Consider the following 14507-nt stretch of genomic DNA (forward strand, 5'->3'; position numbering starts at 1 on the left):
CAAAGCGCTTTGCAAAATTTGTGGTGCGGGGATGAGACATGCCTGATGGAAGTTCGATAAACGCAGATACGGCGTCGGTCTTTGCGATCGGCGATCATGCTTTCAGCGTCAGCGTCGTCGAGACCTACCCGGCGTTTCGGGCGATGAAGTTCGACTGGCAGGCGCTTGAGGCCGCGGACCCCCATTGCACGGTGTTTCTCAGCTGGACGTGGCTGAACCGGGTGTTTCGCGACAACCCCGAGGAATGGCGCGTTCTGGTGGTGCGGGACGCAGCACAGGGCGACGCGCCGGTCTGCATTCTGCCGCTGCGGATCAAGACAAGCTGGGTGGCGCGCCGGGGCGAATTCCGCACGGCGGTCGAACCCGCGGGGCGGTTGATCCGGTCGGAATATGTCGGCTGGCTTTGTCATCCGGACTACGACCCCGACGCGATCCGGATCACCGGGGCCGCGCTGAAGGAAATGCCGTGGATCAGCTTCGAGATGCGCTACGAGGCCACGGAGACGCGGCTACGGCACTTCGCCGAGGCCTTCGCCGGGGACAGTGGCTTCAAGGTCGACTTTCCCGAATACCGGATCAACAAGGGGGTGGTCGACAACCTGGCCTGTCCGCGCGTGACCCTGCCCGAGAGTTTCGAGACCTACCTGTCGGCGCTGCCGTCGCGCAACACCCGCCAAAAGCTGCGGCGGCTTTGGCGGCGGCATTTCAAGAACGGCGCCTGGCGCGTCACCTTTTCGGATGCGGACACGTTCCAGCGCGACCTCGACATCCTGATCGATCACTGGACGCAGAAATGGGCACCGGTGAAAGGGGCGGCGCAGGCCACGCGCGTGGCCGCGAATTATCGCGCGATCCTGGCCAATGCGTTCAAGACCGATTGCCTTTGCCTGTCGGTGCTCTGGGACGGTGAACGCCCGCTGGCAGCGCTGGGGCATGTGCTGGATCAGGACATGGACCGGGTGCATTTCTTGGTCGCGGGTCGGGACGAAACCGTGCCGGACGCCTCGGTCGGCATGTTGCTGCACGCCGCCTCGATCCAGTGGGCGATCGAACATGGCTTTCAATGCTACGATTTTTGCCATGGCGACGAGGAGTACAAGTTCCGGTTCGGCGCCGAGGTCACTCAGGTCGGGTATCTGACCATTCAGCGGCGCGGGCGCGGCCAAACGGGGTATTTCGATCCGCTCTGCCTCAGGCCCGCGCTGCGTCAGGTCGCCCGGTTTGCCCGCAAGGGGCGCGTCGACGAGGCGGAAGCCGGTGCCACCTGCCTTGCGACGCTGCCGATCTGACGCAAAGCGACGTGGCGGTCCGGGGCGATGCACAGGGCGGCGCGATCAGGCGACGTTCTCGAGCCGCGCTTCGGGGGTGACGCCAAGCGCGAAGCAGACATCGCGGGTCAGTTCGGGGCGGTTCAACGTGTAGAAATGCAGCTTGTCGACACCCCCGTCGATCAGGTTCGAGCAAAGCTCGCTGCACAGGGCCGTGGCCAGCAGGTCCTCGCGCCCGTCGCGGGTCGCGGTCTCGAACGCCTCGATGACCCAGGCGGGGATCTTGGTGCCGCAGGCCTCGGCAAAGCGGCGCGCGCCCTTCCAGTTCTCGATCGGGAAGATGCCCGGCACGATGGGCTTGTCGATACCCGCCTTGGCGCAGGCGTCGCGGAAGCGGAAGAAGGTGTCCGCCTCGAAGAAGAACTGGGTCAGCGCCTCGTCCGCACCGGCATCGAACTTGCGCTTGAGGTATTCGACATCCGCCGTGTCGGTCGGGGCCTCGGGGTGGGTGTCGGGATAGGCGCCGACGCGAATGGTGAAATCGCCGGTTTCCTTCAGTGCCGCGATCAACTCGCAACTGTTACGAAAGCCGCCTTCGGTCGGGGTGAAGGTTTTTTCGCCCTTGGGCGGGTCGCCGCGCAGGGCGACGATGTCGGTGACGCCGACTTCGGCGAAGCCGCGCGCGATATCGAGCGTCTCTTCGCGGGTGGCGTTGACGCAGGTCAGATGCGCCGCGGTGCGCAGGCCCGAGTGTTTGTGGATCGTGGCGACCGCTTCGCGCGTCAGTTCGCGCGTGGTGCCGCCCGCACCGTAAGTCACGGACACGAAACGCGGATCGAGGGGAGCAAGGGTTTGCACCGTGTCCCAGAGACGGAAAGACGCCTCCAGTGTTTGCGGCGGGAAAAACTCGAACGAGACGTCAGGGCGGCGGGTCATCTTTGCGATTCCTTCATTTCTTGAGGATGCTTGTCGCATGCCAGCGTTTGTGAAACAAACTCATAAAACTAAAGATTAACATGAGCTGGACCGCGAATGCACATCGAATTCCGTCATCTTCGAACCATCAAGGCGATCCACGATGCCGGCGGCGTGGCGCGCGCGGCGGAGCATCTGAATATCACCCAAAGCGCGCTGTCGCACCAGATCAAGGGGCTTGAGGATCAGGCCGGGGTCGAGTTGTTCGTGCGCCGTTCGAAGCCGATGAAGCTGTCGCCTGCGGGCTTGCGGCTGTTGCGGCTGGCCGAACAGGTGTTGCCGCAGATCGAGGCGCTGGCGGCGGAGTTCGACGGTCTGCGCAAGGGGGTGACCGGGCGGATGCACATCGCCATCGAGTGTCACGCCTGTTTCGAATGGCTGTTTCCGGTGCTCGAGGGGTTCCGGAAATCCTGGCCGGATGTGGATGTGGACATCCGCCCGGGCCTTGCCTTCGACGCGCTGCCGGCGTTGCTGAAGGAAGAGGTCGATCTGGTGGTGTCGTCGGACCCCGAGGAGTTGGCGGGCGTGACCTTCACGGAACTTTTCGATTACAACCCGGTCTTCGTCGCCGCGGCGTCACACCCGCTGGCGCAGAAGCCCTTTGTCACAGCCGAGGATTTTCGCGGGCAGACGCTGATCACCTATCCGGTCGAGCGGTCGCGTCTGGACATCTTTTCGCAACTCCTGACGCCCGCCAAAGTCGAACCCGCGGCGATCCGGCAGGTGGAGTTGACGGCGGTGATCCTGCTCCTGGTCGCGTCGAACCGGGGCGTGGCGGTGTTGCCCGATTGGGTCGTGCGCGAGGTCAAGTACAACTCCGACTACGTGACGCGGCCCCTGACCGAGACGGGCATCACCCGCAGGCTTTACGCCGCGACGCGCAGTGTCGATCAGGAAAAGCAATACGTGCGGGACCTGATCGCGCTGGCCCGCGTTGAGGCCAAGAGGCTGCAGGCGGCATAGCGCGACCTGCGGCACCGCGCGAGAGATGAGAGGAGAGCCCGCGATGAAGATCTATGGCATCAAGACCTGTGACACTTGCCGAAAGGCGCGCAAGGCGCTGCCCGATGCGCAATTTGTCGATGTGCGCGAAGACGGCCTGCCGGGAGAGGTTCTGAACGCGGCGCTCGACACGTTCGGCGACCGCCTTCTGAACACACGCTCGGCCACATGGCGGGACCTGTCCGAAGAGGACCGCAAGAAAGCGCCGGTCTGGCTGATCGGGACCTATCCGACGCTGATGAAACGTCCGCTGATCGCGACGGGCGATGCGCTGTATCTGGGTTTTGACGATCAGACCCGCGCGGCGCTGGGCGTCTGATCACCGGGTCGGAACAGCCGTGCCGCCGGCGCGCGTGCGCTGCGCGAGGACGCGGTCGACCGACAGGGCACCGGCCCCCTTGACCGCGATCACCAGAAGCGTGACGCACCAGAACGCGCGCTGATCGAGGATCACGCCGTCAGGGACGCGGTCGAACCAGGCGCCGAGGGTCTGGGGGTCGGCAATGCCGCCGTGACCGAAGAGGTCGGTCAGGCTCTGGACGATGATGAAGCCGATCATGCCAAGCGCGGCGGGGCGGGCCAGAAGGCCGATGACCAGCAGGGCGGGCAGCAAGAACTCGGCGTAGGTGCCCGCCATCACGACGATCCAGTGGAACAGCCCCAACTGGCTGACGTCGTATCCGACCGCTTCGAAGGCCTTGGGAAAGATCTGGGCATAGGCCCCGGTCGAGAGCGAGAAGGGCCCGCCATCGAGCTTGGTCAGCGCCGATTTCCAGAAGTACAAAAGGAGGGTCGCGGCGAAGACGAACCGCGCCAGAAGCGGCAGCCATCGATCATCCCGGTCGGCGGGGGCAAGGAGAAGCGAGCGGAGCATGGGCGTTGTCCTTATGGCGGAGGGGCGGCAAGACCGTTTTGCGCGAAGAGCAGCGTCAGAGTGGCGGAGAGGTCGAAATCGGGGTCCGCGGCCTCGATTGCCCGGGCGAGGGGATGCCCCGCCTGCAGCGCACAAAGGAAGGCATGCGCCCCGGGGCCGAGGGCGTGCGGTTCCGGGTCGAACCCGGCGCGCAGGATGACGACGTCTTGCGGCCCGCCTGTGGGTTTTTCGGTGGTTTGGCGGGTGGCGAAGCGCCAGATCTGCAGGATCGGCCAGGGCGACGACAAAAGCTGCACCGAGGGCGCGAGCATCAGCCGGGTCGCCATGAGGCAGGTTGCGTCGAGTTGGGCGAGCGCGTCGCGGGGCAGGGGGGTGTGATCCGCGGCGTGGTAGGACCGGCGCATGGCAAGATCGATCCGGGCCACGTCCGCGAGGTAGGGCAGGTGCGCCAGCGGCGCGCTGGCGGCGAGGAAGTCCGGAAAGCCCGCCCCGTATTGCGACAGGACAGGGGTGCGGGGCAGGTCGGCGCGGATATAGCTGCCCGCGACCCTGGCCATGTTTTCCGGACCGATGAGCGAGGTGATGGCGGGAAACGCGGTTTCGATGGCATCGGTCAGGGCGACAGCGACGTTGTTGCGGTAGACTGCGAAACGGCGGCCTGCGGGACGCCCCGCGCCGTCGATCAGACCCGGCGGGATCGGGGCGCGGGCATCGAGCAGGGATGCGTGGAAGGCGGCCTCGACGCTCATGCTGTGGCAACCTGACGGGACAGCACCTCTTCGGCCCTGCGGGCCTCATCGGCGAGGACCGGCCAGTCGGGCACGTCGGTATCCCATTCGATGAGCACCGGTTTCGGCCCGCTGCGGGCCAGGACATCGGCCAGCAGCGCCCAGACCGGATCGGCCACTTCGCGGCCATGGCTGTCGATCAGCAGCGGCGCGCCATGGTCGTCCGCGTCGGTGTCGTGACCGCCCACATGGATCTCGCCCACCGCGTCGAGCGGAAAGGCGGCGATGTAGTCACGGGCCGGAAAATCGAGATTGGTGGCGGAGACGAACACGTTGTTGACATCGAGCAGCAGGCCGCAGGCGGTGCGGTCGACGAGCGCCGCGAGGAAGTCGGGCTCGGACAGGGTCGAGGCCTCGAAGGCAAGATAGGAGGACGGGTTTTCGAGCAGCATCTGGCAGCCGAGCGTCTGTTGCACCGTGTCGATATGCCGGGCGACGCGGGCCAGGGTCGCCGGGGTATAGGGCAGGGGCAGCAGGTCGTTGAGATAGCGGGATGTGTGCGTAGACCAGGCGAGATGTTCGGAAAACCGGGCCGGGCGGATGCGGTCGACCAGGCGTTTCAGGCGCGACAGGTGAGCGCGGTCGAGCGGGCCCTCGCCGCCGATGGAGAGCCCGACACCATGCACCGACAGGGCAAAGCGCTGCGCCAGTTCCGCCAGCTGCGCCAGGGGGCGGCCACCGTCGCCCATGTAGTTCTCGGCGTGGATCTCGAGCCAGCGGACCGGGCCGGGATCGTCGCAAAGCGCCGCGAAATGTTGCGGCTTGTAGCCGATGCCGGGGGCCGCCGGGAGCGTCTTGAAGCCGTGGTTGAACATGGGGCGGGGCCTTGTGTCTTGGCGGGTTGGAGAAGCGGGCGGGGAAGAACGCGTGCCCCGCGCCGCGCTTGCATCAGCTGGTGGGCAGGTCGCGGTCGAGCGCTTCCAAAGCGCCCATGCGGGCGGTGCCGTCGGCCATTTCGGGCAACGCGATCTCGGTGCAGGTGCCGGCATCGACGAGGGTCCAGGCATTGCCCTGGTAGTCGACTTTCGAAGTGCCGGCGCAGGTCGTGCCGGGGCCCGCCGCGCAGTCGTTTTCACCTGCGAGCGAAACGCCGAAGCATTTTTCCTTGGCCTGCGCGTTGACGCCGGTGGCTGCGAAACTTGCGGCGACGGCACCGATGATGGCGGCGGTCTTGAGCGTGGTGGACATAAGGTCATACCCCTTGTTTTTGGACAAACGCCCGGCGGATTGCGTCAACCGGGTCGCCAACAGTCTTGTCTGCGACGTCCTGTCGCGCCATTCACAGGGCCGTGCATCACGGGCGTCTTATCGCGCGTCGCACGCGGGGGCGGGGCGCGTCGGCGTGCAATCCCTTGGTATCAGGCGAGTTTGTAATGTCGGCGCGCGGCGGGTCGGCGCAGGATTGTTACAGCCTGCAAGGGTCCTGCGCTGGAATGTTGCAAGCGCGTCGGACCAGAAAGACGCGCGCCGGAGCAGGGCTCACGGCGCGCGTCATGATTGTTACAGCCGGTGGTGGCGGTCAGAGATCGGGCGGCGTCGCCTCGCGTGCAAGCGCCGGCACGACCGCGTCCAGCGGCTCTACCGAGGTCTGTTTTTCCCCCAGGCGGCGCAGGGTCACGCTGCGCTGCTCGACCTCGCGGTGTCCGACGGCGAGGATCACGGGCACCTTGCCGACGGAGTGTTCGCGGACCTTGTAGTTGATCTTTTCGTTGCGCACGTCGGCCTCTGCGCGCACGCCCGCCTTTTGCAGGGCGGCCACGACCTCGTGCACGTAGTCATCCGCCTCGGACACGATGGCGGCGACGACGACCTGACGCGGGGCGAGCCAGAACGGCAGTTTTCCGGCGTGTTCCTCGATCAGGATGCCGATGAACCGCTCGAACGAGCCCAGCACCGCGCGGTGCAGCATGACGGGGCGGTGTTTGCCGCCGTCCGAGCCGATATAGGTCGCGTCCAGCCGTTCGGGCAGAACGAAATCGACCTGCAGCGTGCCGCATTGCCAGTCGCGCCCGATGGCGTCGGTCAGCACAAACTCAAGCTTCGGCCCGTAGAACGCACCTTCGCCGGGGTTCAGCGAAAAGTCACAACCCGCGGCAGTCGTGGCGGATTTGAGGGCGGTTTCGGACTTGTCCCAGACCGCGTCGGATCCGGCACGGGTGTCGGGGCGGTCGGAGAACTTGACCTTGAAATCCTTGAATCCGAGATCGCGGTAGATGGCGCTGAGAAAGTCGATAAATCGTCTTGTTTCATCTTCGATCTGATCCTCCCTGCAGAAGATATGCGCATCGTCCTGGGTGAAGCCACGCACCCGCATGATGCCATGCAGGGCACCGGACGGCTCATATCGGTTGCATGAACCGAATTCGGCCATGCGCAATGGAAGATCGCGGTAAGACTTTAACCCTTGGTTAAATATCTGGACGTGACAGGGACAATTCATCGGTTTCAGCGCATTTACCGACTTTTCGCGGGCATGTTCCTCGTCGACCTCGACGATGAACATGTGCTCCTGGTACTTTTCCCAGTGGCCCGATGCCTCCCAGAGGCGGCGGTCGACCACCTGCGGCGTGTTGACCTCGACATAACCGCCTGCGCGCTGTTGGCGGCGCATGTAGTCTTGCAGCTGGGTGTAGATCGACCAGCCGTTCGGGTGCCAGAAGATCTGGCCGGGGGCCTCTTCCTGCATGTGGAAAAGGTCCATCTCGCGGCCGAGTTTGCGGTGGTCACGCTTGGCCGCCTCTTCCAGCATGTGCAGGTGTTTCTTGAGGTCGTCCTTGTTCTTGAAGCCGACACCGTAGATGCGCTGAAGCATGGCGCGGTCGCTGTCGCCGCGCCAGTAGGCCCCGGCAACGGACATCAGCTTGAACGCATCGGCGGGCACCTGACCGGTATTTTGCAGGTGCGGGCCACGGCAGAGGTCCTGCCAGTCGCCGTGCCAGTACATGCGCAGGGGTTCATCGCCCGGGATCGCGTCGATCAGTTCGACCTTGTAGGGTTCGCCCGACTGCTCGTAATGCGCGACGGCCTTGTCGCGGGGCCAGATCTCGGTGCGGACCGGATCGCGGGCGGCGATGATCGTCTTCATGCGCTTTTCGATCTCGCCCAGATCCTCGGGGGTGAAGGGTTCGGCACGGTCGAAATCGTAGTACCAGCCGTTCTCGATGACGGGGCCGATGGTGACCTGCACATCGGGCCAGATCTCTTGCACGGCGCGGGCCATGATATGCGCCAGGTCGTGACGGATCAGTTCAAGCGCCGGGGCGTCGTCCTGCAGGGTGTTGATGGCGATGGCGGAGTCGGCCTCGATGGGCCATTGCAGGTCCCAGTGCGCGCCGTTCACGGTTGCCGAGATCGCCTTTTTCGACAGCGATTTCGAGATCGACGCGGCCACGTCGGCAGGCGTTACGCCAGCCGCGTAGTCGCGCGCGTTGCCATCGGGGAAAGTCAGGGATATCTGGGCCATCGGCCAGCACTCCTCGTCGGTTTGGCGCCCACGGAACGCCCGGTTGCGGGTTTATGTCGTATTGCGACTGAATGGCGCGCGAGGGAACCCGCTGTCAAGCGGGGGGTTCGGGTCTGTGGCAACAAAGCACGGCAAGGCAAGGCATCCCGATGGTCGATCAGACAAACCCGCGCGTGAAAGACGTCTATGGCAAGCTGACCGATGATGATGGCGAAGCCTCTGCCCGCGAAGCGCGGAACGGGTTGCGGCACATGCTGTCGCTGTCGATGACCAAGGTCGCGGACGGTCTGATTTCGCCCAAGCTGGTGTTGGCCTGGATCCTGCAGGCGATCGGTGCACCGGCGGTTCTGGTGGGATTGCTGGTGCCGATCCGGGAGGCCGGATCGCTTTTGCCGCAGGTGCTGCTGGCGGGCACGGTCGAACAGATGGCGCATCGCAAGTGGGTCTGGGTGGCCGGATCGCTGGGTCAGGGGGGGGCCGCGGCGGGAATCGCGGTATCCGCCCTGATGCTTGAAGGCTGGCGCGGCGGGATCGCGATCTGCGGGTTTCTGGCGATCCTTGCGGTGTCGCGGGCGGCCTGTTCGGTGAGCTACAAGGATATCCTCGGCAAGACCATCGAGGTGTCCCGGCGCGGGGCCGTCAGCGGCGTTGCCGGATCGGTGTCGTCGGCGGGGGTGCTGATCTTTGCGCTGCTGCTGCTGTCCGGCCTGTTGCAGGAGGTCACGCCGCTGGCCATCGCGGTCGGCGTGGCGGCGGTGCTGTGGTTGCTGGCGGCGCTGGTCTTTTCGCGGCTCGAGGAAGAGGCGTCGGAGCCTGCTGAACGTGAAGGTCTGAACCTCGCGCCACTGAAACGGGACGCGCAGTTCCGCCGGTTCATCGCCGCACGCGGCCTGCTGACCGCCACGGCGCTGGCTCCGCCGTACCTGATCCTGCTCGGCGAGGGCGGCGGTGCCCTGCAGAAGCTGGGGGCCTTGCTGCTGGCCTCGGCGGCGGCGGCGTTTCTGTCGTCCTACGTCTGGGGCCGGTTGTCGGACAGGTCGTCGCGCAAGGTGCTGGCTCTGTCCGGCTTTGGCGGCGGGGCTGCGATGGCGGTCGCGGTGCTGGCATCGCTTGCCGGTCTGACCGAAGCGATCTGGGTCACGCCGGTGATCCTGTTCGGGTTGCAGATCGCCTATGAAGGCGTCCGCTCGGGTCGCTCGACCTATCTGGTGGACATGGCGCCGGAAGATCAGCGCGCCTCATACGCGGCGCTGGCCAACACGACGATCGGCGTGCTGTTGCTGCTGGTCGGCGCGCTGGGCGGCGGGTTGGCCGCGCTGGGCCCGGAGGTGGCGCTGGGCGTCTTCGCGGTCCTGTCGGCGATGGGGGCCGTGGTGGCGCTGGGCCTGAACGAGGTGGAAGAGCGGGGCTGAAACGCCCCGCCCTGTCGGGTTGTCCGCGGATGACCGCGGGCAATCAGGCCAGCAGCACCGTGACGGCGATGGCCAGGATCGCGATCCAGCCACCGACAAAGATCAGCGGTCGGACCGGGAGGACCGGAAAGCCGCCGATCATCCAGACCGCATGAACCACGCGCAGGGCCGCGAATTCCCAGCACGCGGTCACCGTCAGCGTGTTCGTCACACCTGCAAGATGCGCGACGATCACCACCAACCCGAATGGCAAAGCCTGTTCCAGAAGGTTGAGGTGCGCACGGAAGGCCCGGTGCACCCATGGCGCGAGGCTGCCGGGGTCGTGCGGTCGGCTGTCGGCGGGCAGCGGCGCATGGGTGACGTTCACGCCGATGATATAAGGCACCCAGAGCGACGCCGCGAGGACCGCCACGAGGGTCAGGACCGTCAGTTCGGGGGTCATGACGCGCGCTCTGGCGCAAAGCGGTGCCCCTTGCCGGTTTCGACATAGGTCTTGAGGCCAGAGAACAGGCGCGCCCAACCGTCGGCGATGCCCGTCTGGCTGGCCGGGATGTCGAAGTGCTCGACGGTCAGCTTCATGCCCGAGCTTTGCGGCTCGAGCAGGTAGATGCACCGCGAGGGCGTGTCGTCGCCGCCCCAGCTTGGCGCGAATTCCAGCTCGATCCGGGTCTTGGGGTCGATCGAAAGGACGCGGTTGGTCAGCAGCGGGTCGCCATTGGGGAAGCGACAGACCACCGTATCGCCGGGGGCGGTGTAGTCGCCCGTCACATCGGAACAGGCAAAGTGATATTCGGCGATCGACGCCCCCCTGGTCAGCGCGTCCCAAAGCGCATCATGGGTGCAGTCGATGAATGTGGACATGACAAAATCGGGTTTCTCGGCCATGGCTCGGCTCTCCAGTCTGGTCTTGAGGGATGACAGGCCGCGCGCCTGATCGGTCAGGAAGGGATGGACCCAGCGATCCACCATCTCCTGCAGCGGCAGCACGTTGAGGTAGTGGTCCTTGAACCGCCCGCGCCTGCGCGTGACGATCAGGTGGGCGTCTTCCAGAACCTTGAGGTGTTTCATCACGCCGAACCGGCTTTGATCGAGCTGCTCTTCCAGTTCGGTCAGCGTCTGTCCGTCCTTGAGCCGGAGCGCGTCCAGCAACTTGCGGCGGGCAGGGTCGTTGAGGGCTTTGAAAATGGCGTCCATGGGATGTTTATACGTGATTCTATAGTCACGTGACAATAGGGTAACGTATTTTGGCTGCCGGATGGATGCAGGCGGGATGCGCAGGACTGGCGGATCGGGCCAGCCGAGGGCATGTTGGTGGGGCAGAGCAACGCGAGGCGCGACATGAGTGACATTCAGCGGACGGCTGGCCCCGGGGGCCGCGATCTGGCCTATGCCAAGTCCGAAGGGCAGGGTCCGTGCATCGTCTTTCTGTCCGGTTACATGTCGGACATGGCGGGCACCAAGGCGGTGCATCTTGAAGCCTGGGCAAAGGCCGCGGGCCGCGCCTTTCTGCGGCTCGACTATTCCGGGCACGGCGTGTCGGGCGGCGACTTCGTGGCCGGCGCCATCGGCGATTGGGCGGCGGACGCAGAGGTCGTGATCCGGCACGCGGCACCGGGACCGGTGCTGCTGGTGGGCTCGTCCATGGGCGGCTGGATCGGGTCGATCCTGACGCGCCGCCTGCCGGAGGTCGTCGGTTTCGTCGGGATCGCCGCCGCGCCCGACTTCACCGAGGACGGCTTCTGGGCCGGGTTTTCAGAAGCTGATCGGCAGCGGCTGATGGAGGAGGGGCGGATCGCCATGCCGTCGGATTACGACGCGCCCTATATCGTCACCCGCCGGCTGATCGAGGACGGTCGTCAGCACCTGGTTCTGCGCGCGCCCCTGCCGATGCCCTATCCGGTACGGCTGTTGCAGGGCTCCGAGGATGCGTCGGTCACGCGCGAGACTGCGCTGCGCCTGTTCGATCATATCGACAGCCCCGACATGCAACTGACCTTCGTGAAGGGCGCGGATCACCGGTTCTCGGACGCCGCTTGCCTGGCGCTGATCGAAGACGCGGTGGACAGCGTGCTGTGCGGGTCGCGGCGATGAGCTGGGTCGGCTATGTCGCAGCGGCGGTCGGTCTGACCTTTGCGGTCGCGCTCTGGCTGGCACCGAAGGAACCTGTCCGCGTCGATGCGGTCTTCGACGAGGCCCGGCTGGCCGATGGGGTCGACGGCTATCTGCGCGCGACGGAGGCGCAGGTCGACGGCATCCGCCCCGGCACCGAGAAGCGCGTCGTCTGGGCCGGAGCGTCCGAGACGCGCACCGACTGGGCAGTGGTCTACCTGCACGGCTTTTCCGCCAGCGCCGAGGAGATCCGGCCGGTGCCGGACCGTGTCGCCGAAGCGCTTGGCGCGAACCTGTATTTCGCGCGGCTGCCCGGGCATGGCCAGGACGGCGATGCGCTGGCCGGGGCCAGCCTGCCGGACTGGATGGCGGATGTGGCCGAGGCGCTGGCCATCGGGCGGGCCATCGGCGACCGGGTGCTGATCATCGCGACCTCGACCGGCGCGTCGCTGGCGACGATTGCCGCGCATGATCCCCGGATGTCCGGGGGTGTTGCCGGGATCGCGATGGTTTCGCCCAATTTCCGGGTCAGGAACCGCGCGGCCACCATCCTGACATGGCCCGGCGTGCGGCTATGGGGGCCGTTGGTGGCAGGGCGGGAACGCGGCTTCGAGCCGGTCAGTGAGGCGCATCGCGCCCATTGGACAACGCGCTATCCGACCGTGGCGCTTTTGCCGATGGCCGAAAGCGTCAGGATCGCGCGCGGCTTGCCGCACGGGGATGTCGATGTGCCCGCGCTGATGGTCTTCTCGGATCGCGACCAGGTGGTCGATGCGGGCGTGACCCGCGACGTGGCCGCCGCATGGGGTGGCCCGGTCGAGATCATGCAGGTGGACGCCGAGCGGACCGAACCGCAGGCCCATGTCATCGCGGGGGATCTGCTGTCGCCCGAGATGACGGACCCGGTCGCGTCGCGGATCGTGGACTGGGCGCGGAAATTGCCCTGAACGTGTATTAATGCTCATTTAACCAATACCTTGCTAGACCGGGAGACACGAGGGACCAGGTCAGGGGACAGGGCGTTGAAAGACTGGATCGACAAGGGCGTGGATTTCGCCGACACGCTGCGGGACGTGATCGCGGCGGTCTGGGGGCGGGCCGACTTCGGGGCGCGGTTCGACGCGCACCTGCACGCCGACGCCATCCTGCGCGGACCGGACCACCTGTTGCAGGGGCGGCTGGCGATTGCCACCGCGGCCTTGCAGCCGATGGCCGCCTTCCCCGAGCGCAAGCTTTACATCGAGGATGCCGGCTGGACGGCGATTGCGGGCGGCACGCGGGCCGGGGCGGCGCGCATGTTCTGCGAGGGCGTGCATTCCGGTGCCGGTCTTTACGGCCCGCCCACCGGACGGATCGCCGCCTACCGGGTGCTGATGGACGTGGCCGCCAAGGGCGATTGCATCGGAGAGATCTGGCGGCTGCGCGACACCGCCGCGATCTTCGCCGATCTGGGCCTCGATGCGGAACGCTGGGCAGCCGATCGTCTGCAATGGGGCGATCGCGATAGCGCGCCGTTCAGGCCCGCCATCGACGAGCCCGGAGCCTACACCGCGCCGGGCAACGGCAGCGACTGGGGGCGCGCCTGGGCGGATCTGCTGGTGCGTGCGATGGACGGCGGATTCGATCTGTTCGACGACCAGACCGATCCCGCCGCCGAGATCGAGTTGCCGGGCCGCATCACCCGGCGGGGCGGTGCCGGGGCGCGGCATTTCTGGCTGGGTCTGCGTGCGGCGTTTCCGTCGGCGCGCTTCACGGTGCATCATCGGTTCGGGCTCGAGTCGCCGCTTCTGCCGCCGCGCGCGTTCCTGCGCTGGTCGCTCGAGGGGCGGCATGACGGGCCGGGGCTGTTCGGCGCGCCCACCGGCGCGGAGGTGCACGTGATGGGCATGAGCCAGGCCGAATTCGGCCCCGGGGGGCTGCGCCGCGAATGGACCCTGATCGACCCGAGCGCGATCTGGATGCAGATCAAGGCGCAGACCGGATGACAGCAGCGTGATGGAACGGGCACGGATGCGGCGCATTTGTCCGTGACTCTATACCCGAACGCAGGAGCATCCATGCCACGCATTACCCCCGGACACCCCCTTCCCGACATCACCCTTTCAACCCTGTCTGGCCAGAGCGCCAAGCTCGGTGCGCCGCAGGGCGGGCACGATTGGCAGATGGTCGTGGTCTATCGCGGTCTGCATTGCCCGATCTGCAAAAGCTACCTCAAGGAATTGCAGGACCTCGCGCCGCGCTTTGCCGAACTGGGCGTCGATCTGCTGGCGGTGTCCGCCGACCCGGAAGAAAAGGCCCGCGTTTTCGCCTCCGAAACCGGGGTCAACCTGCCGATCGGCTACGATCTGAGCGTCGAGGACATGCAGGCCCTGGGTCTGTTCGTGTCGCAGCCGCGCAGCCCGCAGGAAACCGACCGCCCCTTTGCCGAGCCCGCACTGATCGTCGTGAACGCGGAAGGCAATGTGCAGATCGTCGATCTGTCGAACGCGCCTTTCGCGCGGCCCGATCTGCAGAAACTGATGAAAGGCATCGGATTTATCCGCGAGAAGGACTATCCGATCCGTGGCACACTGAAAGCGGCATGACCTGCCGTTGCAACCAGCCCCGCTGACCTGA

16 protein-coding genes are annotated in these 14507 nt (G+C 66.1%); 8 read left to right on the forward strand and 8 right to left on the reverse strand.

The annotated features are described in order from the left end of the window. The first annotated feature begins 38 nt into the window (after positions 1–38). Positions 39–1289 carry a GNAT family N-acetyltransferase gene (locus tag ACXYMN_RS10095; RefSeq protein WP_459013487.1) on the forward strand — a complete coding sequence of 417 codons (1251 nt, stop codon included), beginning with the start codon at positions 39–41 and terminating at the stop codon, positions 1287–1289. A gap of 45 nt (positions 1290–1334) precedes the next feature. Here the strand turns inward: ACXYMN_RS10095 and metF are convergent, their stop codons facing one another. Beyond that, a complete protein-coding gene (gene metF, locus ACXYMN_RS10100) occupies positions 1335–2204 on the reverse strand; it encodes a methylenetetrahydrofolate reductase [NAD(P)H] (RefSeq protein WP_459013488.1) in 870 nt (289 codons plus the stop codon). Between the two features lie 96 nt (positions 2205–2300). Here metF and ACXYMN_RS10105 point away from each other — a divergent pair, with 96 nt between their 5' ends. Together ACXYMN_RS10105 and ACXYMN_RS10110 are read left to right on the forward strand one after the other, a co-directional pair. Beyond that, the gene (locus ACXYMN_RS10105; RefSeq protein ID WP_459013489.1) at positions 2301–3206 is read left to right on the forward strand and encodes a LysR family transcriptional regulator; all 906 of its coding nucleotides are present in this window, start codon (positions 2301–2303) and stop codon (positions 3204–3206) included. Between the two features lie 43 nt (positions 3207–3249). Then, a complete protein-coding gene (locus ACXYMN_RS10110) occupies positions 3250–3564 on the forward strand; it encodes an ArsC/Spx/MgsR family protein (protein WP_459013490.1) in 315 nt (104 codons plus the stop codon). Here the strand turns inward: ACXYMN_RS10110 and ACXYMN_RS10115 are convergent, their stop codons facing one another. From ACXYMN_RS10115 to thrS, 5 genes are all read right to left on the reverse strand, one after another. Then, positions 3565–4119 (reverse strand): DoxX family protein, encoded by a 555-nt coding sequence (locus ACXYMN_RS10115; protein ID WP_459013492.1) that lies wholly within the window; start codon positions 4117–4119, stop codon positions 3565–3567. Between the two features lie 11 nt (positions 4120–4130). Then, complete coding sequence (locus tag ACXYMN_RS10120) at positions 4131–4868, reverse strand: HvfC/BufC family peptide modification chaperone (protein WP_459013493.1); 738 nt, start codon at positions 4866–4868, stop codon at positions 4131–4133. Further along, positions 4865–5722 carry an MNIO family bufferin maturase gene (bufB, locus tag ACXYMN_RS10125; protein WP_459013494.1) on the reverse strand — a complete coding sequence of 286 codons (858 nt, stop codon included), beginning with the start codon at positions 5720–5722 and terminating at the stop codon, positions 4865–4867. Before bufB ends, ACXYMN_RS10120 begins: the two co-directional genes overlap by 4 nt. A 73-nt stretch (positions 5723–5795) precedes the next feature. Next, positions 5796–6095: a BufA1 family periplasmic bufferin-type metallophore gene (locus tag ACXYMN_RS10130; protein ID WP_459013495.1), complete on the reverse strand. Its 300-nt coding sequence runs from the start codon at positions 6093–6095 to the stop codon at positions 5796–5798. 331 nt (positions 6096–6426) lie between these two features. Next, a complete protein-coding gene (gene thrS, locus ACXYMN_RS10135; RefSeq protein ID WP_459013496.1) occupies positions 6427–8370 on the reverse strand; it encodes a threonine--tRNA ligase in 1944 nt (647 codons plus the stop codon). Positions 8371–8519: 149 nt separating this feature from the next. On the opposite strand from thrS, the gene ACXYMN_RS10140 reads away from it, so the two are divergent. After that, entirely contained in the window at positions 8520–9782 is a 1263-nt protein-coding gene (locus tag ACXYMN_RS10140) for an MFS transporter (RefSeq protein WP_459013497.1), read from the forward strand. A gap of 43 nt (positions 9783–9825) precedes the next feature. Here ACXYMN_RS10140 and ACXYMN_RS10145 read toward each other — a convergent pair whose 3' ends face one another. After that, complete coding sequence (locus ACXYMN_RS10145; RefSeq protein ID WP_459013498.1) at positions 9826–10224, reverse strand: MAPEG family protein; 399 nt, start codon at positions 10222–10224, stop codon at positions 9826–9828. Next, positions 10221–10976, reverse strand: a complete 756-nt coding sequence (locus tag ACXYMN_RS10150) for an ArsR/SmtB family transcription factor (RefSeq protein ID WP_459013499.1) — start codon at positions 10974–10976, stop codon at positions 10221–10223. The genes ACXYMN_RS10145 and ACXYMN_RS10150 overlap by 4 nt, the downstream gene beginning before the upstream one ends. Before the next feature lie 144 nt (positions 10977–11120). Between ACXYMN_RS10150 and ACXYMN_RS10155 the strand changes: the two genes are divergently transcribed. The 4 genes from ACXYMN_RS10155 to ACXYMN_RS10170 all read left to right on the forward strand — a co-directional run bounded on the left by ACXYMN_RS10155 (position 11121) and on the right by ACXYMN_RS10170 (position 14476). Beyond that, on the forward strand, positions 11121–11873 hold the full coding sequence (locus ACXYMN_RS10155; protein ID WP_459013501.1) for an alpha/beta hydrolase: 753 nt from the start codon (positions 11121–11123) through the stop codon (positions 11871–11873). Further along, entirely contained in the window at positions 11870–12838 is a 969-nt protein-coding gene (locus tag ACXYMN_RS10160) for an alpha/beta hydrolase (RefSeq protein ID WP_459013502.1), read from the forward strand. Before ACXYMN_RS10155 ends, ACXYMN_RS10160 begins: the two co-directional genes overlap by 4 nt. 75 nt (positions 12839–12913) lie before the next feature. Beyond that, positions 12914–13876, forward strand: a complete 963-nt coding sequence (locus tag ACXYMN_RS10165) for a nuclear transport factor 2 family protein (protein ID WP_459013503.1) — start codon at positions 12914–12916, stop codon at positions 13874–13876. A gap of 72 nt (positions 13877–13948) precedes the next feature. Next, on the forward strand, positions 13949–14476 hold the full coding sequence (locus tag ACXYMN_RS10170; protein ID WP_459013504.1) for a peroxiredoxin-like family protein: 528 nt from the start codon (positions 13949–13951) through the stop codon (positions 14474–14476). Positions 14477–14507 lie beyond the last annotated feature (31 nt).

The sequence above is a fragment of the Roseivivax sp. CAU 1753 genome, assembly GCF_054482575.1.

Coding starts and splice junctions, on each gene's coding strand:
- ACXYMN_RS10095 (WP_459013487.1), top strand. CDS start 39: ATGCCTGATGGAAGTTCGATAAACGCAGATACGGCGTCGGTCTTTGCG.
- metF (WP_459013488.1), bottom strand. CDS start 2,204: ATGACCCGCCGCCCTGACGTCTCGTTCGAGTTTTTCCCGCCGCAAACA.
- ACXYMN_RS10105 (WP_459013489.1), top strand. CDS start 2,301: ATGCACATCGAATTCCGTCATCTTCGAACCATCAAGGCGATCCACGAT.
- ACXYMN_RS10110 (WP_459013490.1), top strand. CDS start 3,250: ATGAAGATCTATGGCATCAAGACCTGTGACACTTGCCGAAAGGCGCGC.
- ACXYMN_RS10115 (WP_459013492.1), bottom strand. CDS start 4,119: ATGCTCCGCTCGCTTCTCCTTGCCCCCGCCGACCGGGATGATCGATGG.
- ACXYMN_RS10120 (WP_459013493.1), bottom strand. CDS start 4,868: ATGAGCGTCGAGGCCGCCTTCCACGCATCCCTGCTCGATGCCCGCGCC.
- bufB (WP_459013494.1), bottom strand. CDS start 5,722: ATGTTCAACCACGGCTTCAAGACGCTCCCGGCGGCCCCCGGCATCGGC.
- ACXYMN_RS10130 (WP_459013495.1), bottom strand. CDS start 6,095: ATGTCCACCACGCTCAAGACCGCCGCCATCATCGGTGCCGTCGCCGCA.
- thrS (WP_459013496.1), bottom strand. CDS start 8,370: ATGGCCCAGATATCCCTGACTTTCCCCGATGGCAACGCGCGCGACTAC.
- ACXYMN_RS10140 (WP_459013497.1), top strand. CDS start 8,520: ATGGTCGATCAGACAAACCCGCGCGTGAAAGACGTCTATGGCAAGCTG.
- ACXYMN_RS10145 (WP_459013498.1), bottom strand. CDS start 10,224: ATGACCCCCGAACTGACGGTCCTGACCCTCGTGGCGGTCCTCGCGGCG.
- ACXYMN_RS10150 (WP_459013499.1), bottom strand. CDS start 10,976: ATGGACGCCATTTTCAAAGCCCTCAACGACCCTGCCCGCCGCAAGTTG.
- ACXYMN_RS10155 (WP_459013501.1), top strand. CDS start 11,121: ATGAGTGACATTCAGCGGACGGCTGGCCCCGGGGGCCGCGATCTGGCC.
- ACXYMN_RS10160 (WP_459013502.1), top strand. CDS start 11,870: ATGAGCTGGGTCGGCTATGTCGCAGCGGCGGTCGGTCTGACCTTTGCG.
- ACXYMN_RS10170 (WP_459013504.1), top strand. CDS start 13,949: ATGCCACGCATTACCCCCGGACACCCCCTTCCCGACATCACCCTTTCA.